We start from the raw sequence: 21,229 nt of genomic DNA, 5'->3' as shown, positions 1-21,229 counted from the left end.
GAGTTGTGATAATTAGACGTTTATAATTATAATGAAGTTCCCCACAAATTAATAAAAAGCGTGGTTTCCATAGAAACCACGCTTTTTTTAAATGTGTTTATTTATAAGTTGAAAAATAAAATTATAACTATTAAAATGATAGTTTAATACTCAGTTAAACAATATAAGTTAAACACGACATATTTAAACATTACACGTAGAGATATAGAAATGATAAATAGCAAAATACACTGAAACGCATTTACAATATCAATAACCGAGTATCAATTAAATGCAAATTGTTGTAAAATATATAAATGTGAATAGTGAGGTGTATGTTAAATGGAATACATGGGACAATTTTCAATTGTTCATCTCATATTACATGTGGTTTGTATTTGTATTGCTTATTGGGCATTAAATGCGATTAGATTAGACAAAATATTTAAAAATGGTTTCGCATTGCAAGTACAAGTGTGTATGATATTTTTAGCGATTTTATTGGGAACTGGAGTCAGTAATTTTATTGTTGACTTATTAGAGTTTTCAACTCAAATTAAGTTTTTAACAAACTAATTCATATTATTGTATATTTTTTATAGTTATAGATATAATGATTTTGAAGTGAAATGAAATATTTAAAGTAGTAAAGTGGAGGATTTAAGATGGATAAGATTGAAATTAATGGTGGAAATAGATTGACGGGCGAAGTTAAAGTTTCTGGTGCGAAAAATGCAGTATTACCAGTATTAACTGCATCTTTATTAGCTTCTGAAGGTGTAAGTACTTTAAAGAATGTACCAGCTTTAAGTGATGTTGAAACAATTAATAATGTTATTTCAACTCTAAATGCAGAAGTTTCTTATAATAAAGAAGAAGAAACTGTAACTGTTGATGCTACGAAAGATTTAAATGAAGAAGCACCATATGAATATGTGAGTAAGATGAGAGCTAGTATTCTTGTGATGGGGCCACTATTAGCACGTTTAGGTCACGCAAAAGTTGCGCTCCCAGGTGGTTGTGCAATAGGTTCACGTCCAATTGAACAACATATTAAAGGTTTTGAAGAATTAGGTGCAGAACTCCATATGGAAAATGGATTTATTTATGCAAGTACGAAAGATGGTCTTAAAGGTACTACAATCCATTTAGATTTTCCAAGCGTAGGTGCAACTCAAAACATTATAATGGCTGCTTCATTGGCTGAAGGTAAATCAGTCATTGAAAATGTTGCACGCGAACCTGAAATTGTTGATTTAGCTAACTATATCAATGAAATGGGCGGTAATATTTCTGGTGCAGGTACTGATACGATAACAATTCAAGGTGTAGAAACATTACACGGTGTAGAACATTCAATTATCCCTGATAGAATCGAAGCAGGGACTTTACTCATTGCTGGTGCTATAACACGTGGTGACATTCTTGTTAATGGTGCAATTAAAGAACACATGACAAGTTTAATTTATAAATTAGAAGAAATGGGCGTACAATTGGACTATGAAGACGATGCCATTCGTGTAAGTGCAGAAGGTGCCTTAAAGCCAGTAGACGTTAAAACACTACCTCATCCAGGTTTCCCAACAGATATGCAATCACAGATGATGGCACTATTATTAACTGCAGAAGGACATAAAGTTGTAACTGAAACAGTGTTTGAAAATAGATTTATGCACGTGGCAGAATTTAAAAGAATGAATGCACAAATTACTGTAGAAGGCAGAAGTGCAAAGATTGAAGGAAAAAGCGAACTACAAGGTGCACAAGTAAAAGCAACAGATTTACGTGCTGCCGCAGCATTAATTTTAGCTGGACTAGTAGCTGAAGGAACGACTCAAGTTACTGAATTGAAACATTTAGATAGAGGGTATGTTGATTTACACGGAAAATTAAAGGCATTAGGTGCAGATATTAAACGAATTAACGACTAAATGATATGATAGTAACGTAAGTGGTAAAACAATTACTATATTATATTTTCGGAGGTTTATATCAATGGAGACGATTTTTGACTATAACCAAATAAAAGAAATTATTCCTCATAGACAGCCTTTTTTATTAATTGATCGTGTCGTTGAGTATGAAGAAGGGCAACGTTGTGCTGCAATTAAACAAGTTTCTGGTAATGAACCATTTTTCCAAGGTCATTTTCCTGAATACGCTGTAATGCCTGGTGTATTAATTACAGAAGCATTGGCACAAACAGGTGCTGTTGCAATGCTTAATAACGAAGCAAATAAAGGTAAAATTGCTTTATTTGCTGGTATTGATAAATGCCGATTTAAAAAACAAGTAACACCTGGTGATACGTTATACTTAGAAGTAGAAATTACTAAAATGAAAGGACCAATCGGTAAAGGTAGCGCTAAAGCAACTGTCGATGGTCAACTTGCATGTAGTTGTGAATTAACATTTGCAATACAAGACAATAAGTAAGAATAAACTCATACTTAATTTAAATATGCATTGTATATTAGGGTGAACCGGAAATTTTTAATTTCGGTTCATCTTTTATTTTTTTATTAATAATTGACTATAAAAAAACAGCGATTGTTGGACGAAATTTTCCTACAATCGCTGATATTTTGGGTAGAGTATAGTTTAATATAAAATACATTATCTTTGTAATTTGTGAATATTATCAAGAAAACGAATCATTCATTCTTTTCTAGTTTTTCATCTTTCAATCTTGGTTTAGATTGCATCATTCGGTTGAATGTCTTCTTCAACTCATCTCCAGTTAAACCATCGTCTATAAGTTGTTCAAGTAAGCTTTCTGCATAAACTTGTCTTAATGTATAGATATGACATTCAAAAACGACAGAAATGGCACGCTCTAATTGAGTAATATGTTTAATCGTTGCATCGAATAAAGCTGGGTCATTGGCTGGTCGTGTAATGACAACACGGATATCTAATAAAGTTTCATCATCCATATATTGTTGCATTGTTTCTAAATGGAAGTCAGAAATAACGATTTCTAATAGCCAACCTGTGCCGCTACTTTCTTTATTTATAATTACACCATCATCGATTTCATATTCTGTTACGCCACCATTTTCTGAAACAATTTGAAATCGAACTGCTTTAAATGTTTTCATCGTTTTCACATCCAAATAAAAATTTTAAATTTTACTATATCTTCAATTATAGACTTATTATAACGCAATTATTACCTTAGAAGAAATTAAATGTAAAATATTGTTAGAATATTACTAATAAAAAGTTGTTTATTGTATTTTGACCTCATTTTGTAAAATAACTATGATGTATTTACAAGGAGGTGACACATGATTAATAATATCGTTATCGTCGGACGATTGACGAAAGACCCAAAGTTGTTCGAAAAAGAGGAAACCTATTTAACAACATTTTGTGTAGCTGTCGAAAGGAATTATAAGGATAGAAATCAAAATAACATAGTTGGTTTTATTTATTGTAAATCTTTTGGCAAGGTAGCTCAGAACATTGTTAAGTATGTCAATCAAGGATCGCTTGTCGCAATAACTGGTCAAATGCAATCAAGAAAATACGTTAAAGACGATCAAACACATTTTATTTCCGAGTTATACGTTGAAACAATTAAGTTTTTAACTTCAAAGCACAAGGATGAAATCGAACCCCACACTACAAAAGATAATCAAGAAATCCTCGAAGACACGATACAAGACAGTGACTTGTACGAAATCATTTAAAACTCCCCCTAATTTTAATACTTATCTATGTTGTTCATTATTAAATTAATACACATTTATTTCCTACTATCAATTATACTTCTTAAACATACTATCCTTCTTTAGACCTCCCCCAGCTATCGAAGGATAGATTTGTTATCAAAATGTCATACATAAAATGATGGAAATTACTAGAGATTTAAAACTTTTAAACTTATAAAATACTGTCATTGCAAATTAAAGGTAAATTTATGGTTAATAAAAACAGAATAATCAGATATTTTACAAAGGTATTACATGCACCAATTGATAGAATTGTCAGTAAAATTTGAACATAGCAAACGATAAAGAAATTATTAGCACTAATTATTGTAAAAGTACATGTAATCTATATGTAAAAATAAAGCTGTTATTTTCATTTGGCTGTAACCTACAAGGTGATTTAAGATGTTACATTGTATTTAGCAAATTAATCAAACAATTAATTATCTTATAGGAGGATTTATTGAAATGAAAAAAACAGTTATCACTTCAACTTTAGCATTAGGCTTAGGCGTAACTGGCGCAGTAGCAGGACATTCAGCAGATGCTGCAGAACAAAATATCAATAAAGCAGACTTAGCTAACAAAGCTCAACATAATCCAGAGTATTTAAATGAACACCCAGTACATTCAGGTGCTTATAACTATAACTTCAAATATGACAAATTACACTATGATTTCGAATCAAATGGTACTTACTGGTCATGGAAATACGGCTCTAACTGGTACGTAAATGGTGATCAAGGTTCAAACAACCAAACTCAAACTAAACAAGTTTCTCATAAATCAGTTGCTAAACCAGCTGTAAAACAAGAAGCTGCTCCACAAACAAAAGCAACTCAACAACCAAAACAAACAACAACTAAACAAGCTCAACCAGCTCAAAAAACAACAAACGAATCAGCTTCAACTGGTTCTTCAGTACATGTAAACAGTCATTTACAACAAATCGCTCAACGCGAATCACGTGGTAACATCCACGCAATCAACCCTTCATCAGGTGCAGCAGGTAAATATCAATTCTTACAAAGCACTTGGGATTCAGTAGCACCAGCTCAATACAAAGGTGTATCACCAGCAAACGCTCCTGAATCAGTACAAGACGCTGCAGCTATGAAATTATACAACACTGTTGGTCCTTCACAATGGGTAACTGCATAATATAAATTTTCATATAAATGAATATATAAGAAGAGTGGATACCGAATTCGGTATTCACTCTTTTTTATTATGTAATACTTTTAGATAGCTCAACAAACCGTTCTTTTGCAAATGAATAGTGGTTTTGTTATGGTTAATTTAACAAAATATTATAGAAAATCTACTAGGGGTGCCTATAGGCTGAGATGAATTATAGTGTTCAAACCCTTAAACCTGATTTGGTTAAAACCAACGTAGGGAAGTAGTTTCATTATAGTCGATTGATATTAACTATTATTAACTACATTCTTACGTTGAATGTAGTTTTTTTATTGAGGAGGATTCAACTTGTTATTTTCTGAAGAATTAAAAAAAGATTCGCAACCAATTATCAACGATATTTATAATGACCCTTTTATTCAAGATATGTTACACGGCGAATTACCTAAAGCAGCTACAAAATTTTATTTAAGAGCAGACGCTTCTTATTTAAAAGAGTTTGCGAATATCTACGCATTAATTATTCCAAAGTTATCATCATTAGACGATGTGAAATTTTTAGTGGAACAAATCCAATTCATAGTGGGTGGAGAAGTAGAAGCGCATGAAATATTAGCAGATTACGTCGGTGAACCATATGAAGAAATAGTACAAGAAAAAGTTTGGCCACCAAGCGGCGATCATTATATTAAACATATGTATTTCAATGCCTTTGCTAAAGAAAACGCAGCATTTACGATTGCAGCAATGGCACCTTGCCCATATGTTTACCAAGTTATTGCTAAACAAGCATTAAAAGATGATGCTTTAAATCAACAATCTGGTCTGAAAAAATGGTTTGAATTTTACAGTACTGAAATGGACGAATTAGTTGAAGTATTTGATGAATTAATGAATAAATTAACTGAACATTGTACAGAAGATGAAAAACAAGAAATTAAAGAATGTTTCTTACAAAGTACTGTGCATGAACGCAATTTCTTTGCAATGTCATATAATGAAGAAGCGTGGTCATTTGGAGGAGATGCACATGAATAAACCTAAAATAGCACTGACTATTGCAGGCACTGATCCTACAGGCGGTGCTGGTGTTATGGCAGATTTAAAATCATTCCATGCATGTGGTGTCTATGGAATGGCTGCTATTACAAGTATTGTTGCTCAAAACACGAAAGGTGTACAACACATTCACAACTTTGATCAAAGTTGGTTGGCAGAACAAATGGAGAGTATATTTGATGATGAATTACCTCAAGCGATTAAAACAGGGATGATTGCATCCAAACCCATGATGGAATTAATTCGTGATTATTTAAAGAAATATCCTGATTTACCTTACGTGATTGATCCAGTTATGCTTGCAAAAAGTGGAGATTCATTAATGGAAGATGACGCTAAAGCAGATTTACAAAATATATTACTTCCTTATGCAATGGTAGCAACGCCAAATTTACCTGAAGCAGAAGAAATTACTGGTTTAACTATTAATGATGAACAGTCTATTTATCAAGCAGGAAAAGTTTTTATCAATGAAATAGGCAGCAAAGGGGTCGTTATCAAAGGCGGCCATTCAGAAGATAAACAGAATGCAAAAGATTATCTTTTTACGCAAAATGATGTGTATACATTCGAAGAGCCACGTTATGATACAAAACATACACACGGTACAGGGTGTACTTTCTCAGCTGTCATAACTGCTGAACTTGCTAAAGGTAAATCTATTTATGAAGCGGTTCAAAAAGCGAAAAAATTCATTTCTTTAAGTATTAAACATACACCAGAAATAGGCCAAGGAAGAGGGCCAGTGAATCACTTTGCGTACATGAAAGAGGTCGGCTTAGATGACGAATAATTTAGAACAGTTAAGAACTCAAAATCCATTAGTGATTTGTTATACCAATGATGTAGTAAAAAACTTCACTGCAAATGGTTTGTTAAGTCTAGGAGCAAGCCCTGCAATGAGTGAAGCGCCTGAAGAAGCAGAAGATATGTTACAAGTTGCGCAAACTTTGCTTATTAACATTGGTACATTAACGAAAGATCAAGAAATGGATATCATTAAAATTGGTCAAACAGCGAATAAAGTTGGAACACCTATCGTATTTGACCCGGTTGCAGTTGGCGCATCTCAATATCGAAAAGACTTCTGTAAGCGTTTTTTAGAGGAAGTTGAAGTTAGCGTCGTTAAAGGAAATAGTTCCGAGGTATTAACTTTAATTGATAGTGAAACAAAGATGAAAGGTACTGAAGGTGATCACTCATTAGATGTTGTTAATATTGCAAAATCAGCACATGAGCAGTTAAAGTGTGCCATTATTATTACTGGAAAAACAGATGTTATTGCTCATAATGGTCAAATTGTTAAACTAAATAACGGTTCTCCTCTATTAGCAAAGGTTACAGGCGCTGGTTGTTTATTAGGCGCTGTAGTAGCGAGCTTTGTAGATCAAACTCAACTTTCTCAGTTATCGATAAATGCACTTATCGAAGCAGTATCAATATATAATATTGCAGCGGAACAAGCAGACAATATTTCACAAAATAAAGGCCCAGGTACATTTGCAGTAGAATTAATCAACTATTTATCATTAATCACTTATGATGACTATTTAACACATCATCAAGTCCAAGAGGTGTAAATATGTTTCACAAATCTGATTTAAAGGTTTACTTTATTTGTGGAAGTCAAGACATCCCTGATGGTGTTACAATACATGAGGTTGTAAGAGAAGCTTTAGAAGCCGGGATTACGATGTTTCAATTTAGAGAAAAAGGTCCTGGTGCTCGTGTAGGTGACGAAAAAGCATTACTTGCTACAGAGTTATTTAAACTTTGCAAAGAGTATCATGTGCCATTCATCGTAAATGATGATGTAACTTTAGCTAAACAAATTAATGCTGACGGTATTCATCTTGGACAAGATGACGTAGCCATAAGTGATGTAGCATCTCAATTTAAAGATAAAATCATAGGCTTAAGCGTAGGTAACGTGGAAGAATATCATAATTCGGATTTAACGAATGTTGATTATATTGGCGTAGGACCGATGTATGCGACGCGTTCCAAAGATGATGCGAACCATCCAGTAGGGCCAGAAATGATTCCAACCCTAAGACAATATGTGAATGATTTGCCAATCGTTGCAATCGGTGGCATTGATGTAAATAATGCTAATGAAATTGTTGAAGCTGGGGCAGATGGTTTATCGGTTATATCTGTTATAGCTAAAAGTGAAAACATCAGTGAAACTGTGCAACATTTATTACAATCTGTTGAACAATAGTAGAAATTGCTTTTTTTAATTTTCACTCTAAGCCTTATATGATAGAATGTTATTTATGTGAATAAAAGGTTAGAGGTGGAAAAATGAAAAAGAAAACGTTATTACCTTTATTGTTAGGTGTAATGGTTTTATTATCTGGTTGTGATTATTCTAAACCAGAAAATAGAGACGGATTTTTCTTTAATACTTTCGTCGATCCAATGAGTAAGTTGATTCATTGGTTAGGCTCAAGTTTTAATAATGATTACGGTCTTGCAATAATTGTCTTAGTTTTAGCGATTCGTTTAGTTTTATTACCATTCATGTTATCAAACTATAAAAATAGTCATATGATGCGTGAAAAAATGAAAGTTGCCAAACCTGAGGTAAATGAAGTACAAGAAAAAGTTAAACGTGCGCGTACTCAGGAAGATAAAATGGCAGCGAACCAAGAACTCATGGAAGTTTACAAAAAATATGATATGAATCCTATGAAGAGTATGTTAGGTTGTTTACCAGTACTTATTCAAATGCCTATTATCATGGGATTATACTTTGCATTGAAATCAAATCTTGCAGGTTTTTCTCATCACCCACACTTCTTATGGTTTAACTTAGCTAAACCAGACATCTTGATTACAATAATCGCGGGTGTGCTATACTTTTTACAGGCTTACGTATCATCAAGATCTATGCCTGAAGAACAAAAACAAATGGGTTACATGATGATGGTTATTTCCCCAATTATGATTATCTTCGTATCCCTAAGTTCAGTTTCTGCATTAGGTTTATATTGGTCAGTCAGTGCGGCGTTCTTAGTTGTACAAACTGAAGTTGCTAATATGTATTATTCTAAATTAGCTAAAAAAGAAGTTGAACCTATGCTTGCAAAAATGAACAAAGAAAAAACTAATAAAAAAGGCGGCAACACACAAGTCGTTTCTAATAAGAAGAAAAAGAAATAATGTATAAATAAAGAGCGAGGCTTTGAAATTCAAAGCCTCGCTCTTTTAAATTATCGATACAGTTAAAAGTACCATTCATTAAAAAATTGAGTAACAAATCTTTTCATATAATCATGACGTTCCTCAGCCATTTTTTTACCTGTTTTTGTATGCATTAATGATTTGAGTTTAAACAATTTTTCATAAAAATGTTTGATTGCTGAGGGAGGTGTGTCTTGCTTATCAATTTCTACATCTAATAGAGGATGATTTGCCTCTGATTCGACCCACATAGGCTCATTAAAATGACCTGCAAATTGAAACGTACGTGCAATACCAATTGCGCCCAAAGCATCTAGTCTATCAGCATCTCTCACGATTTGTCCTTCAATAGGTAATTCAACATGATTATTTGCGCCGTTGTTATAACTCATGTTATTAATGATAAACATAATCTCTGATTGCTGACTTTGGCTAAGCTTTTGTTGCTTTAAAAATTGTTGTAGTTTCACAGTTGCATCTGTGACATCAGTTAACTTGCTATCGACAGTATCGTGAAGTAAGGCAGCTAATTGAATTACCAATCGGTCACCTTGTTGTTCTTGTTCAGCAATATGTAGTGCAATTTTCACTACACGTTGCACATGTGCAACATCATGTCCGCTTGTATCATGTTTATGACATTGTTTCATATAATGTGTTGCGTTAAAGATAATGTTTTGTGAGTTCATTAATGTAACTCCTTTGCATTTAACAAATGTTCTATACATCTATTTACTTATAATATAGGGGATAATAATTGAGAAATACCTTCTTTAAATTTAATCCAGTTACTGCGTTTTTCATAAAGTTCTTTCGTTAAACGATGTGACACTTTTAAATCATCTTGGAAAGCGCGCTTAAGTTGTTGTGCAATTTCCGTATCATATATAAAGGCATTTACTTCAAAGTTTAAAGTGAAACTACGGTGATCCATATTTGCAGTTCCGACGCTCGCCAATTCATCATCTATAACGACTGTTTTTGAATGTAAGAATCCATTATCATAATGAAATATATTTACTCCCGCATCTAACAATGAAGCGACGTTTTTATAAGTAGCCCAGAAGACAAATGGGTGATCTGGTTTATTAGGAATCATAATGTTGACTTCTACGCCACCGAGTGCAGCTATTTTCACTGCATCTAAGAATGCTTGGTCAGGAATAAAATATGGCGTTTGAATATAGATGGATTGCTTAGCTGAAGCAATCATTTTTAAATAACCGTATTTAATTTGTTCCCAAGTTTCATCTGGTCCACTAGAGGCAATCTGAACACCCTTCGTACCGCCAGACTTAACATCAGGGAAGTAACGATCTTCATATTTAATATCTTCACGAGAAGATTGAGAGTTCCAATCCAACATAAAACGTAATTGTAATGCGTTAACAGCATCACCAACTATACGTAAATGTGTATCCCGCCAATAACCAAACTTTTTCTTTAATCCGAGATATTCTTCACCTACATTAAAGCCACCCACGTAACCAATATGTCCATCAATAATAACAACCTTTCTATGGTTTCTATTATTCATTCTTAAGTTGATAAGCGGTAATTTAGATGGGAAAAACGATTCAAAATGACCATTTTTCTTTCGGAAGTTCTTAAAATCCTTAAACTTTAACGTTCTAGATCCCATATCATCATAAAGCATTCTCACTTCTAAACCTTCGTCAAGCTTGTGTTCTAAAGCGGTTAAGATACGGTTGCTGAGTTGGTCATTTCTGAAAATATAATATTGAATGTGTATGTAATCTTTAGCTGCATAAATATCGTCTATTAAAGATTCAAATTTGTCAGCACCGTCTGTAAACACTTTAATTTCATTATCGGTTGTTAAGAACGCTGCATTGTTATATAACAACATTTGTACCATATCTTTATACTTAACAATTTGATGGTTTCCTTTTGAAAAATCATCATTTTTTAAGGCTTCCATTTGTTCATTGACGATCATTTCTATACCGATTTGATCTTCTCTGTCTATCTTAAAGATTTGTTGACGTTGAATTTGTCTACCAAATAACAAGTAGATTACAAATCCTAGTATGGGTAACAGAAATAGTACTAATATCCATGCCCAAATCGAACTGGCAGATCGCCTTTCCATAAATATAATTGTAAAAGCAAAGATAACATTTAATAAAAAGGCACCAATTAAAATAACGTTGATGATGATGTTGGTGTGACTATACAACATTGCGAAAATATCTACCATATGTACCTCCATACACTTAAATCAAGTGTTAAAAAATATAAAAGTCCCAATTATTGTAACATGTAGAACACTTTTTATCACTTGACTGATAGGGGGGATAGGTATATTATGTTGATGAATTCTAAAGGGAGGCAACCTTAAATGACTGAAATTCATAAAGCGCATCATTCAGAACAAACTAAAGCGAATTTAACTTCACGATTAAACCGCATAGAAGGGCAAGTTCGTGCGATTAATAGAATGATATCTGAAGATGTATATTGTGATGATGTACTTACTCAAATTAGAGCAACACGCTCTGCATTAAACAGCGTTGCAACAAGATTATTGGAACATCATATGAAAGGCTGTATTATGGATAAAGTGAACCATGGCGAAGAGGAAGAAGCGATGGAAGAGTTATTAGTAACATTTCAAAAATTAATGAAAGACTAGGAGCGAGCAATAGTGGAATTTGAGACGATTTATGTTTCTAACTTAACTAATGAAGAACAACAACATAAACTTGAGCAACGATTATTTACAATAGATGGAGTGCAAAAGGTCTGTATTAATCAAAGGAGTGGACAGATCGACATCGAATTTGAAACACCTGCAAGTTTAAATAATTTAGAAAAAGAAGTATATGATTTAGGATTTGAAATTATTAATTGATGTAATTGTACACATTTGAAATTAATAATGTGCAAATATTGTATGTAAAGTATGTTTTAAGATAATATTTTGACATTATGACAATATATTTAAAATTTTAAATATTGTATGGTAATTGGCTACTAAATAAGGTAATATGGTAGTAAGAAAGAAGTTAGGGGTGATAATATGACTAAAGAAAATGAAAAGATTCAAAATGTAGTTCAACTATTATCATCATTAGGGGTTAACATAAAGAAAACTAAATCAAGATTAGATGTTATGCATTCTTTATCAACTAATGTGAAAGCCGCTAACCAGTTGAAATAGTCTTATTACCAAGAAAGCGATGAGGACACGTGTTCACATCGTTTTTTTCTGCCAAAAATACATAAGTTATGTCGTTTGAAGTTATTTGAATATGTTCAAAATAAAACAGTATAGTTCTATTTTATAAAAAGAGAGCCATTCCAAAATCTGGAATAGCTCTCTTTTGTTTAAAGATTATGCATTTTCTTCTTCTTGTTGGTGATATTTCTTTTTAGGTTGGTGATAGTAAATAGATAGCAATATACCGACACCAAACATTAAGCTCCATAAAGCACTACCACCATAACTAATAAATGGTAATGGTATACCCGTAATCGGTAACAATTGAATCGTCATACCTATATTTTGTAAAACATGGAATAGTATCAATGAAATAAATCCAATTATAAATAGTTTCGCATATAGGCTTTCTAATTTAGTTGCTAATCTTATTAAATGTATGATTAGTATTAAATAAATAAGTAGTAAAACGACTGCACCGATAAAACCAAATTCTTCTCCAATTACTGAGAAAATGAAGTCGGTATGATTTTCAGGTATATAAACTTCACCATGATTAAATCCTTTACCGAATAACTGACCTGAACCGATTGCTTTAAGTGATTCTGTTAGATGATAACCATCGCCACTACTAAATGTATATGGATCAAGCCATGAGTTAATACGACCTAGTTGATATGTTTGAATACCTAATAGCTTTTCGAAAATCGTTGATTTAAAAATAATCGATAAAATAATACTAGCGCCTGCTACTATTACAAAGATAAATAACGGAGCTAATATTCTCCACGTAATACCACTTACAATTAACATCCCAGCAATGATTGCACAAATTACTAAAGTTGTACCTAAGTCATTTTGTAATAGAATGAGTATCATTGGAATTATAGATAGACCACAAATTTTAAAGAATAATTTGAAGTCCGTTCTAATTGATGGTTTAAAGGTAAATCGATTATGATTAGAAATTAATTTTGCTAATGCCAATATGAGTATAATCTTCATAAATTCTGAAGGTTGTATACTAATTGGACCTGCTTTAAACCAACTTTGTGCACCGTTGATGACAGGCATCAATGGGTTTGGTGGTATGATAACTAAAATTAATAACGCTACACATAAAATAATGTAAAGTGTATATGTATGTCGGAATAACTTTTTCGGTGAAATAAGCATGATTAATCCAGCAATTATACCACCGAAAATATAATAAAGTATTTGTCTAATACTGAAGTTAGCGCTATATTGTCCGCCGCCCATTGCCGAACTTATTATAGTGATACTGATAATTGCTAAAAGTGCAAGGATAGCGACTAATTTCCAGTCTATCCGTCTAAACCAGGGGTTATTCTTTAATTGACGTAAACTGTTCATTTCTTACTCCTTTAAAATGCTAGAATCTCTATAAATATGTATTATACATTGAGTTTATCGAATTTTACATCATTTTGCTAGAAAGAGGGTATCTCTTTTACAAATTCGATTAAAAAATACATTTTGAATATAAACCACCATACATAAATTTCAAAAAAAGATTGTCACTATCATAAGTTATTTTAATAATGAAAATATAAATAAGTAGTAATGAGATTAACACAAATTAAATAACGACTCGCTTACTTATTTTATTTATAATCATTTTAATCTATATGAAAAAATTAAAGTTAGCACTTAAATGAACCCCTAAACAAATGCATAAGAGTATATAATCATGGTATGATATACCTTAAGAATGGTAGATGGAGGAAAATATATGACTAAGGAAAATATATGTATTGTATATGGTGGTAAAAGCGCAGAACACGATGTTTCTATATTAACTGCTCAAAATGTTCTTAACGCAATCGATAAAGAACAATATCAAGTTGATATCATATACATTACGAATGATGGCGACTGGAAAAAACAAGATAATATTACATCTGAAATAGAAAATATTGATGACTTACGATTAAGCGATGTAGAAGCGGGGGAAATCTCGCAATTGCTTAAAGTAGGCAGTTCAGGGCAACCATATAGTGCAGTATTTCCATTATTACATGGTCCGAACGGTGAAGATGGTACAATTCAAGGTCTATTTGAAGTATTAGATATTCCATATGTTGGAAATGGTGTATTAGCTGCTTCAAGTTCAATGGATAAACTTGTGATGAAACAATTATTTGAACATAGAGGATTACCACAATTACCGTATGTTAGTTTCTTAAGAAGTGAATACAGAAAGTATGAAAATAATATATTAAAACTTGTATACGATAAATTAGAATATCCAGTATTCGTTAAACCTGCTAATTTAGGTTCAAGTGTAGGAATTAGTAAATGTAGCAACGAGGAAGAATTAAAATCTGGTATTGAAGAAGCCTTCCAATTTGACCGTAAATTAGTTATTGAACAAGGTATTAACGCTAGAGAAATTGAAGTTGCGGTCTTAGGTAACGATTATCCAGAAACGACGTGGCCTGGCGAAGTAGTAAAAGACGTGGCTTTCTATGACTATAAAGCGAAATACAAAGATGGCAAGATTAGATTAGATATTCCTGCTGATCTTGATGAAGAAGTTAAGATGACGTTAAGAAATATGGCAGTTGAAGCATTTAAAGCAACGGACTGTGCAGGATTGTTACGTGCTGACTTCTTTGTGACTGATGATAATCAAATATTCATTAACGAAACGAATGCTATGCCTGGCTTTACTGCTTATAGTATGTATCCAAGTTTATGGGAAAATATGGGACTTTCATATGCTGATTTAATTACTAAATTGATTGATTTAGCAAAAGAAAAGCACGAAGAAAAGAAAAAGAACAAATACAATATTGATTGAGGCGAATAAATAATGATTGAAGTAACTTTAGGAAAAATCAAGGAATGGATCTCTTGTGAAATCGATGAGCAACATTTGAACACTACGGTTAAAGGTGTTTCTATAGATTCTCGAGTTATTGAAAGTCAAAATTTATTTATTCCTTTTAAAGGTGAAAATGTCGATGGACATAAGTTCGTGGCGCAAGCACTTAAAGATGGTGCAGGTGCTGCATTTTATCAAAAAGATGTTCAACTTGATGGAAATGTAGAAGGTCCAATTATTTGGGTTGACGATACGTTAGAAGCTTTACAACAATTAGCAAAGGCCTACTTAAAATTCGTTGGTCCCAAGGTCATTGCAGTTACTGGTTCAAATGGTAAAACAACGACAAAAGATATGATTGAAAGCGTGTTAAAATCACATTATAAAGTGAAGAAGACACAAGGTAATTACAACAACGAAATTGGTTTACCATTAACGATATTGGAATTAGATCAAGATACCGAAATTTCCATTTTAGAAATGGGTATGTCAGGGTTTGGTGAAATTGAATTATTATCAAATATAGCGCACCCGGATATAGCTGTCATCACTAATATTGGTGAATCACATATGCAAGATTTAGGATCTAGAGAAGGGATTGCGCAAGCTAAATCAGAAATTACTAAAGGACTGATAGATGGTGGCTTGTTCATTTACGATGGAGATGAACCACTATTAAAGCCACATGTCGAACAACTTAATCATGTCGATTGTATAAGTATTGGTTTAGAGAGTTCGAATGTGAAAACTTGTCATTTTGAACAAGTTACAGATAAAGGCATTCAATTTAAATTTAACGGTACTGACCAGTACAAATTACCAGTACTTGGAGCTCATAACATGAAAAATGCGACAATTGCAATTACAATTGGTGAGCAATTAAACTTAGATTATGAAACAATCTATCATAATATTTCACATGTGCAACTCACAGGTATGCGCATGGAACAACACCATTTAGACGATAATACGGTCATTATCAACGACGCCTATAATGCAAGTCCTACTAGTATGAAAGCAGCAATCGATACATTATCTAATATGGGAGGACGTAAATCCATAATATTAGCTGATGTATTAGAGCTTGGTGGTATTAGTGAAGAAATGCATAAATCAGTTGGTGATTATTTAGAGGATAAGGCGATTGCGAATTTATATACGTTTGGCAATGAATCAAAGTTTATCAATGAAACAGGCCAACCTCACGTTGATAAAGCTGTACATTTTGAAGATAAACAACTTCTAATTGACCATATTTTAGATAATATGACGCAAGGTGATAAAATATTAGTTAAAGGTTCTAGAGGTATGAAGTTAGAAGAAGTTGTCGAAGCGATTATCGAAGCAAATAAGTAGTACCATCAATATGTCGCAGGCAAATATTGGTTACATCTCCTAATAAGGATTACCTTATTAGGAGATTTTTTGAATTTAGTTGATATTAAGTATTTTTGAACAGATCACTGGTTACAATTAAAAATTAAGTCATTTGTTAAATTAAAACAACTTCTGCACAATTTTTTTGAGTATTATAATGAGTGCTCATTTAATAAAAAACAAACGCTTTCAATGTCTTTGTAATAGGCTTTATATTTCTATTAAATTAAATTAGAAAGTAGATATTACATCTCATTTAGAAATTGGTTTATTGCGATTATATACTTGAGGTGGTACTATTAAGAAGTTGAAGAAACTTAAACGAATAAATATGTATAGTAATACAGATAAATAAAGGAGAATTATATTGCAAAATTTTAAAGAATTAGGGATCTCGGACAAGTTGGCAGAAACCCTAGAATCAATCGGGTTTACAGAAGCCACTCCGATACAAAAAGATAGTATCCCTCTTGCCTTAGAAGGCAAAGATGTTCTTGGTCAAGCGCAAACTGGGACAGGTAAAACAGGTGCGTTTGGTATACCATTAATCGAAAAAGTCGTTGGAACAACTGGCGTTCAAGCATTAATTTTAGCTCCAACACGTGAATTGGCTATGCAAGTTGCTGAGTCAATCAAAGAATTTAGTAAAGGGCAAAATGTACAAGTTGTTACAGTATTTGGGGGCATGCCTATAGACCGTCAAATCAAAGCCCTTAAAAAAGGACCTCAAATCGTTGTGGGTACACCTGGTCGTGTAATAGACCATTTAAACCGTCGCACACTTAAAACAAATGATATTAAAACATTAATATTAGATGAAGCGGATGAAATGATGAACATGGGCTTCATTGACGATATGAAATTCATTATGGACAAGATTCCAGCTTCACAAAGACAAACAATGCTATTTTCAGCGACGATGCCAAAAGCCATTCAAACATTAGTTCAACAATTTATGAAATCACCTCAAATTGTTAAAACAATGAACAATGAAAATTCTAACCCACAAATAGAAGAATTCTACACTATTGTGAAAGAACTTGAGAAGTTCGATACATTTACAAATTTCTTAGATGTTCATCAACCTGATTTAGCAATTGTGTTCGGACGGACAAAACGTCGTGTTGATGAATTAACAAGTGCATTAATTTCTAAAGGATATAAAGCTGAAGGTTTACACGGGGATATTACTCAAGCTAAACGTTTAGAAGTATTGAAAAAGTTCAAAAACGATCAACTTGATATATTAGTTGCAACAGACGTAGCTGCAAGAGGACTTGATATTTCAGGTGTCAGCCACGTATACAATTTCGATATCCCTCAAGATACTGAAAGTTATACGCACAGGATCGGTCGTACTGGCCGTGCTGGTAAAGAAGGCATTGCGATTACTTTCGTTAATCCGATTGAAATGGATTATATTAGACAAATTGAACATTCTAACAATCGTCAAATGCAAGCTTTAAGACCACCACATCGTAAAGAAGTATTAAAAGCGCGCGAAAATGACATTAAAGGTAAAGTAAAAGACTGGATGTTAAAAGATAGCGAACCTCGTTTACAACGTATTGCGACAGAATTACTTGAAGAATATAATGAGACAGAATTAATTGCATCATTACTTCAAGAATTAGTTGAATCAAATGATGATGTTGATGTTCAATTAACATTTGAAAAGCCTTTATCACGTAAAAATCGTCAAAGTAAAGGACCGAAACGTGGTAATCATAAACGTGGCAATAAATTTGATAATAAAAATCGTCGCGGTAAAGGCGGTTACAATAATAAAAAGAAAAATGATCGTTCATCAGACAGAAAAAATAATAAAAAGTCGATGAAAGGTCGTACATTTGCTGATCATCAGAAATAATTAAATACTTTAATATGCTCATTTAATTTGAGCTGTTACGAAAAAATTCTAACCCTTCACAGATGCATGTGAAGGGTTTTTGGTGTTTTTATATCACGATATTTGTTTTATATTAAGTTTATAATTAGCTATAAAAAAGGATAGACAAATTAAATATAAATGTTATGTTATAATTAATCAAAACTATAGAGGAGTGGCCTAATGCTAAGTGATTCAACAATGTATAAAAGCCCGAAACAAGCACTTTATTATCATTACATAACACGTTTGTTTAATAGTGCTTTTGGCATTATTGTACTCGTATTTTTTATATATTTATGGCAATTATTTAACTGGTGGCATGGACTGATTTATCTATTTAGTGGTCTAATCTTGTTGGAAATTCTCTTATTGATATTTCGGCCATGGATCAAATATCGATATGCTTATTACAAAGTGTCAAACCCGATCATTGAAGTGAAAAATGGCTTGTTCTTTAAAAGGAAAGAAATTATGAAATTTGAACGTATCCAATACATAGAAAGGAAGAGTAATCCTATTTTAAGTAAGATGCAACTGTCTCAAGTTACTATGTTAACAGCAGGACATGTGATAGTACTACCATTAATGAAAAATGATGAGGTAGACCGGTTAGAAACCGAAATTTTACAATACCTGAGAGGAGCTGATTATGATGTCTAGACCTCAAAAGCTACATCCTATTTCATACCTTTCGGGTTTAATTAACGTGATTAAACAAAATATTGTCTTCATTATCATTTTTAGTTTATTTAATTTAAGAAGCTTTGATTTTACAAATTTACAAAATTATATTTTCCCAGGTATTTATCTTGGGTTTCTATTGATTGTATCGATATATCAGGGCGTAAAGATATATAACACACGTTATTGGATTGAAGATGATCATTTTATATTACAAACAGGTGTATTTTCAAAATCGAAAAAAGAGTTAAATATTCGACGTATACAATCTATGGAAACTTCACAAGGTTTATTAAGTCAGATTGTTAACGGGGTAGAATTACATATAAAAACCCCAAGTGATGGCATCAATTTAGAAACGGTTACTAAGCAACAAAGCCAGTTGATTAGAGAGTCAATTATCGATAGACAGAAAGCTTTAGAAGATAAAGGGGAAGTAAAAGCGCAACGTGTTGAAAATCTAGAACACCAATCACAACAAACACATATGTATCAACTTAACTTCAAAGAATTGTTAACCATGTCGATGACGAGTGGCGCAATTGGTGTGACTTTTGTAACTTTATCTCCGATTGTAGGGGCATTTTCAGATCATTTTCCTTGGCATTGGTTGGGAACTGTTTTAGGGAGCTTATCTTCTTCAATTTTACTGAAAGTAATTTTGTTTTTAATTGGACTGTTAATTTTAAGTTATATATGTGGCGCCATTTTAGTTGTCATTCGATACTATAATTATACGCTCACGCGACAAGGTAACCAACTTCATATAAAGTACGGTTTACTTAATATTAAAAATATTACTGTTCCAACAGACCGCGTGCAAGCAGTTATAGAAAAACAATCATTTATCAGAGCATTATTAGGTTATACATCTATCCAATTTCTAATTACTAGTGATGATAATGATCTTTCGTCAGATAATGAAGCGACCGCAGAAGGAAATGTTATGATATTACCATTCATTCATAAACGCCAGGCATATGACATTCTTGCCAAATTAATACCACAAATGGCGTTTAAGGATACAAGAAAAGGTAAGCCATGGCGTAGTTACCATAAACATTTTTGGGTTCAATCAGTTGTTATTTTAGTTATTGCTGAAATCATAAATTACTTTTGGCAACCATGGATATTTATTTTAGCAGCAATTTTAATTATTTACTTAATCTTGCAGAGTATTATTGTAGTTAAACAATCAGGACTTGAACTATTTAAAAATGAGTTGGCTGTGCGAAAAGTGACTTTATTTGGTTATAAAAACAGTTATTTGAAGCATGATAATTTATTAGGGTTGGAAATAAATACGACACCAATTTCAGAAAAAAGTGACTTGGCGAACTTCAACTTCATTATTGCTAAAGGAATGGGAAGTGAATATATTGGTTTGGATTATATTAATGAAAGTGAAGTTGAAATGTTACGAGAGTGGTATTTGAAAGGAGTAGATTATGACTCAATATAATTATATGGAACCTTCTGGTGTGAAAGTGATGCGTATTTCAGCCTTAATAACGATTGTCATTTTATTGTTGGTAGCAGCTATATTATTTATCGTGGATAGCCTTTGGTTAAATCTACTTTCAAAGTCTGCCCATACATGGTATCTCGTCATAGGTGGTTGTGCAGCATTAGTCAGTATAATCGTTTGGGTTATCATCGTACCTAAAGTAAAATATAAAATATTCCGATATAAAATTAATGATCACGAAGTCATCGTTAAAAGAGGCGTTTGGTTTGTAGAGGAAGTAAAGGTACCTATCTTCAGAATTCAAAATATTGATAGTTTTGAAGGTTTATTGATGAGAAAGCATAAGTTAACTAATTTAACGTTATCCACGGCTGGTGGTACTATCGAAATTAAGTTAATCAATAAAAAGCAAGCTTCAAACATTAAACGAACAATAAAACAAATGAATAGGGATAGAGAAAGATAAATTGAATTATATTTTCGCACGAGTGATAGATAATTAATTTAGGGAGTGGGACAGAAATCGAATTTTTTAATAGAGATTTCGTAGTCCCAACCCGGCAAGGATGACTAGGATTGAAAAAACTCGATATAAGTGTATTTTCAAGTTTGCTATTTACTGCCTAGTTAATAAAAAGTCTGTGACTTCTACTTTAGTTGCACACACACTAAATAAATCACTCGTGTGTTTATTTAT

At 32.5% G+C, this 21,229-nt stretch carries 23 protein-coding genes and 1 riboswitch; of the genes, 19 read left to right on the top strand and 4 right to left on the bottom strand.

Annotation, left to right across the window (positions count from 1 at the left end; translation table 11 throughout):
* The first annotated feature begins 321 nt into the window (after window positions 1-321).
* The 3 genes from QQM35_RS00185 (at window position 322) to fabZ (ending at window position 2,415) form a co-directional block, all read left to right on the top strand.
* Complete coding sequence (locus QQM35_RS00185; RefSeq protein WP_251518261.1) at window positions 322-555, top strand: DUF1146 family protein; 234 nt, start codon at window positions 322-324, stop codon at window positions 553-555.
* 89 nt (window positions 556-644) lie between these two features.
* Window positions 645-1,910, top strand: coding sequence for a UDP-N-acetylglucosamine 1-carboxyvinyltransferase (gene murA / locus QQM35_RS00180; protein ID WP_251518262.1), 1,266 nt, complete (start codon window positions 645-647; stop codon window positions 1,908-1,910).
* A 64-nt stretch (window positions 1,911-1,974) separates the two neighbouring features.
* Complete coding sequence (gene fabZ / locus QQM35_RS00175) at window positions 1,975-2,415, top strand: 3-hydroxyacyl-ACP dehydratase FabZ (protein WP_251518263.1); 441 nt, start codon at window positions 1,975-1,977, stop codon at window positions 2,413-2,415.
* Between the two features lie 218 nt (window positions 2,416-2,633).
* Here fabZ and QQM35_RS00170 read toward each other — a convergent pair whose 3' ends face one another.
* Entirely contained in the window at window positions 2,634-3,080 is a 447-nt protein-coding gene (locus tag QQM35_RS00170; protein ID WP_251518264.1) for a YwpF-like family protein, read from the bottom strand.
* A gap of 189 nt (window positions 3,081-3,269) precedes the next feature.
* On the opposite strand from QQM35_RS00170, the gene QQM35_RS00165 reads away from it, so the two are divergent.
* The 7 genes from QQM35_RS00165 (at window position 3,270) to yidC (ending at window position 9,062) form a co-directional block, all read left to right on the top strand.
* On the top strand, window positions 3,270-3,674 hold the full coding sequence (locus tag QQM35_RS00165) for a single-stranded DNA-binding protein (RefSeq protein WP_342610403.1): 405 nt from the start codon (window positions 3,270-3,272) through the stop codon (window positions 3,672-3,674).
* A gap of 489 nt (window positions 3,675-4,163) precedes the next feature.
* Window positions 4,164-4,856, top strand: coding sequence for a transglycosylase family protein (locus tag QQM35_RS00160; protein WP_342610402.1), 693 nt, complete (start codon window positions 4,164-4,166; stop codon window positions 4,854-4,856).
* Between the two features lie 155 nt (window positions 4,857-5,011).
* A riboswitch (TPP riboswitch) is annotated at window positions 5,012-5,113 on the top strand.
* Window positions 5,114-5,183: 70 nt separating this feature from the next.
* Window positions 5,184-5,873: a thiaminase II gene (tenA, locus tag QQM35_RS00155; protein ID WP_251518267.1), complete on the top strand. Its 690-nt coding sequence runs from the start codon at window positions 5,184-5,186 to the stop codon at window positions 5,871-5,873.
* Window positions 5,866-6,687 (top strand): bifunctional hydroxymethylpyrimidine kinase/phosphomethylpyrimidine kinase, encoded by an 822-nt coding sequence (gene thiD / locus QQM35_RS00150; protein ID WP_251518268.1) that lies wholly within the window; start codon window positions 5,866-5,868, stop codon window positions 6,685-6,687. The genes tenA and thiD overlap by 8 nt, the downstream gene beginning before the upstream one ends.
* Window positions 6,677-7,474, top strand: a complete 798-nt coding sequence (gene thiM / locus QQM35_RS00145; protein ID WP_251518269.1) for a hydroxyethylthiazole kinase — start codon at window positions 6,677-6,679, stop codon at window positions 7,472-7,474. Before thiD ends, thiM begins: the two co-directional genes overlap by 11 nt.
* Before the next feature lie 2 nt (window positions 7,475-7,476).
* Window positions 7,477-8,118: a thiamine phosphate synthase gene (gene thiE / locus QQM35_RS00140; RefSeq protein ID WP_342610401.1), complete on the top strand. Its 642-nt coding sequence runs from the start codon at window positions 7,477-7,479 to the stop codon at window positions 8,116-8,118.
* Between the two features lie 83 nt (window positions 8,119-8,201).
* Complete coding sequence (gene yidC / locus QQM35_RS00135; protein ID WP_251518273.1) at window positions 8,202-9,062, top strand: membrane protein insertase YidC; 861 nt, start codon at window positions 8,202-8,204, stop codon at window positions 9,060-9,062.
* 62 nt (window positions 9,063-9,124) lie between these two features.
* On the opposite strand, the gene QQM35_RS00130 is transcribed toward yidC, so the two are convergent.
* A complete protein-coding gene (locus QQM35_RS00130) occupies window positions 9,125-9,772 on the bottom strand; it encodes an HD domain-containing protein (RefSeq protein WP_251518275.1) in 648 nt (215 codons plus the stop codon).
* Window positions 9,773-9,819: 47 nt separating this feature from the next.
* Entirely contained in the window at window positions 9,820-11,304 is a 1,485-nt protein-coding gene (cls, locus tag QQM35_RS00125) for a cardiolipin synthase (RefSeq protein WP_251518277.1), read from the bottom strand.
* A 141-nt stretch (window positions 11,305-11,445) separates the two neighbouring features.
* Here cls and csoR point away from each other — a divergent pair, with 141 nt between their 5' ends.
* From csoR to QQM35_RS00110, 3 genes are all read left to right on the top strand, one after another.
* Window positions 11,446-11,739 (top strand): copper-sensing transcriptional repressor CsoR, encoded by a 294-nt coding sequence (gene csoR / locus QQM35_RS00120; protein WP_251518279.1) that lies wholly within the window; start codon window positions 11,446-11,448, stop codon window positions 11,737-11,739.
* Window positions 11,740-11,751: 12 nt separating this feature from the next.
* Window positions 11,752-11,958, top strand: coding sequence for a putative copper chaperone CsoZ (gene csoZ / locus QQM35_RS00115; RefSeq protein WP_251518281.1), 207 nt, complete (start codon window positions 11,752-11,754; stop codon window positions 11,956-11,958).
* Window positions 11,959-12,126: 168 nt separating this feature from the next.
* Window positions 12,127-12,267, top strand: a complete 141-nt coding sequence (locus QQM35_RS00110; RefSeq protein WP_251518282.1) for an Lmo0850 family protein — start codon at window positions 12,127-12,129, stop codon at window positions 12,265-12,267.
* 174 nt (window positions 12,268-12,441) lie between these two features.
* On the opposite strand, the gene QQM35_RS00105 is transcribed toward QQM35_RS00110, so the two are convergent.
* Window positions 12,442-13,641 (bottom strand): FtsW/RodA/SpoVE family cell cycle protein, encoded by a 1,200-nt coding sequence (locus tag QQM35_RS00105; RefSeq protein WP_251518283.1) that lies wholly within the window; start codon window positions 13,639-13,641, stop codon window positions 12,442-12,444.
* Window positions 13,642-14,020: 379 nt separating this feature from the next.
* Here QQM35_RS00105 and QQM35_RS00100 point away from each other — a divergent pair, with 379 nt between their 5' ends.
* The 6 genes from QQM35_RS00100 to QQM35_RS00075 all read left to right on the top strand — a co-directional run bounded on the left by QQM35_RS00100 (window position 14,021) and on the right by QQM35_RS00075 (window position 20,998).
* Window positions 14,021-15,091: a D-alanine--D-alanine ligase gene (locus tag QQM35_RS00100; protein ID WP_251518284.1), complete on the top strand. Its 1,071-nt coding sequence runs from the start codon at window positions 14,021-14,023 to the stop codon at window positions 15,089-15,091.
* A gap of 12 nt (window positions 15,092-15,103) precedes the next feature.
* Window positions 15,104-16,471: a UDP-N-acetylmuramoyl-tripeptide--D-alanyl-D-alanine ligase gene (locus QQM35_RS00095; RefSeq protein ID WP_251518285.1), complete on the top strand. Its 1,368-nt coding sequence runs from the start codon at window positions 15,104-15,106 to the stop codon at window positions 16,469-16,471.
* 388 nt (window positions 16,472-16,859) lie between these two features.
* Window positions 16,860-18,362: a degradosome RNA helicase CshA gene (gene cshA / locus QQM35_RS00090; protein WP_251518286.1), complete on the top strand. Its 1,503-nt coding sequence runs from the start codon at window positions 16,860-16,862 to the stop codon at window positions 18,360-18,362.
* A gap of 201 nt (window positions 18,363-18,563) precedes the next feature.
* The gene (locus tag QQM35_RS00085) at window positions 18,564-19,043 is read left to right on the top strand and encodes a PH domain-containing protein (RefSeq protein ID WP_251518287.1); all 480 of its coding nucleotides are present in this window, start codon (window positions 18,564-18,566) and stop codon (window positions 19,041-19,043) included.
* On the top strand, window positions 19,033-20,526 hold the full coding sequence (locus QQM35_RS00080; RefSeq protein ID WP_342610400.1) for a PH domain-containing protein: 1,494 nt from the start codon (window positions 19,033-19,035) through the stop codon (window positions 20,524-20,526). The genes QQM35_RS00085 and QQM35_RS00080 overlap by 11 nt, the downstream gene beginning before the upstream one ends.
* A complete protein-coding gene (locus QQM35_RS00075) occupies window positions 20,513-20,998 on the top strand; it encodes a PH domain-containing protein (protein WP_251942651.1) in 486 nt (161 codons plus the stop codon). The genes QQM35_RS00080 and QQM35_RS00075 overlap by 14 nt, the downstream gene beginning before the upstream one ends.
* Window positions 20,999-21,229 lie beyond the last annotated feature (231 nt).

Source organism: Staphylococcus hsinchuensis (genome assembly GCF_038789205.1).
GTDB lineage: Bacteria > Bacillota > Bacilli > Staphylococcales > Staphylococcaceae > Staphylococcus > Staphylococcus hsinchuensis.
Note: the sequence above shows the minus strand (reverse complement) of the source record. Positions and strands in the feature narration are given on the sequence as shown.

Excerpts from the sequence above, each read along its gene's own strand:
- QQM35_RS00185 (WP_251518261.1), top strand. The coding sequence starts at position 322 with ATGGAATACATGGGACAATTTTCAATTGTTCATCTCATATTACATGTG.
- murA (WP_251518262.1), top strand. The coding sequence starts at position 645 with ATGGATAAGATTGAAATTAATGGTGGAAATAGATTGACGGGCGAAGTT.
- fabZ (WP_251518263.1), top strand. The coding sequence starts at position 1,975 with ATGGAGACGATTTTTGACTATAACCAAATAAAAGAAATTATTCCTCAT.
- QQM35_RS00170 (WP_251518264.1), bottom strand. The coding sequence starts at position 3,080 with ATGAAAACATTTAAAGCAGTTCGATTTCAAATTGTTTCAGAAAATGGT.
- QQM35_RS00165 (WP_342610403.1), top strand. The coding sequence starts at position 3,270 with ATGATTAATAATATCGTTATCGTCGGACGATTGACGAAAGACCCAAAG.
- QQM35_RS00160 (WP_342610402.1), top strand. The coding sequence starts at position 4,164 with ATGAAAAAAACAGTTATCACTTCAACTTTAGCATTAGGCTTAGGCGTA.
- thiD (WP_251518268.1), top strand. The coding sequence starts at position 5,866 with ATGAATAAACCTAAAATAGCACTGACTATTGCAGGCACTGATCCTACA.
- thiM (WP_251518269.1), top strand. The coding sequence starts at position 6,677 with ATGACGAATAATTTAGAACAGTTAAGAACTCAAAATCCATTAGTGATT.
- thiE (WP_342610401.1), top strand. The coding sequence starts at position 7,477 with ATGTTTCACAAATCTGATTTAAAGGTTTACTTTATTTGTGGAAGTCAA.
- yidC (WP_251518273.1), top strand. The coding sequence starts at position 8,202 with ATGAAAAAGAAAACGTTATTACCTTTATTGTTAGGTGTAATGGTTTTA.
- QQM35_RS00130 (WP_251518275.1), bottom strand. The coding sequence starts at position 9,772 with ATGAACTCACAAAACATTATCTTTAACGCAACACATTATATGAAACAA.
- cls (WP_251518277.1), bottom strand. The coding sequence starts at position 11,304 with ATGGTAGATATTTTCGCAATGTTGTATAGTCACACCAACATCATCATC.
- csoR (WP_251518279.1), top strand. The coding sequence starts at position 11,446 with ATGACTGAAATTCATAAAGCGCATCATTCAGAACAAACTAAAGCGAAT.
- QQM35_RS00110 (WP_251518282.1), top strand. The coding sequence starts at position 12,127 with ATGACTAAAGAAAATGAAAAGATTCAAAATGTAGTTCAACTATTATCA.
- QQM35_RS00105 (WP_251518283.1), bottom strand. The coding sequence starts at position 13,641 with ATGAACAGTTTACGTCAATTAAAGAATAACCCCTGGTTTAGACGGATA.
- QQM35_RS00100 (WP_251518284.1), top strand. The coding sequence starts at position 14,021 with ATGACTAAGGAAAATATATGTATTGTATATGGTGGTAAAAGCGCAGAA.
- QQM35_RS00095 (WP_251518285.1), top strand. The coding sequence starts at position 15,104 with ATGATTGAAGTAACTTTAGGAAAAATCAAGGAATGGATCTCTTGTGAA.
- QQM35_RS00085 (WP_251518287.1), top strand. The coding sequence starts at position 18,564 with ATGCTAAGTGATTCAACAATGTATAAAAGCCCGAAACAAGCACTTTAT.
- QQM35_RS00080 (WP_342610400.1), top strand. The coding sequence starts at position 19,033 with ATGATGTCTAGACCTCAAAAGCTACATCCTATTTCATACCTTTCGGGT.
- QQM35_RS00075 (WP_251942651.1), top strand. The coding sequence starts at position 20,513 with ATGACTCAATATAATTATATGGAACCTTCTGGTGTGAAAGTGATGCGT.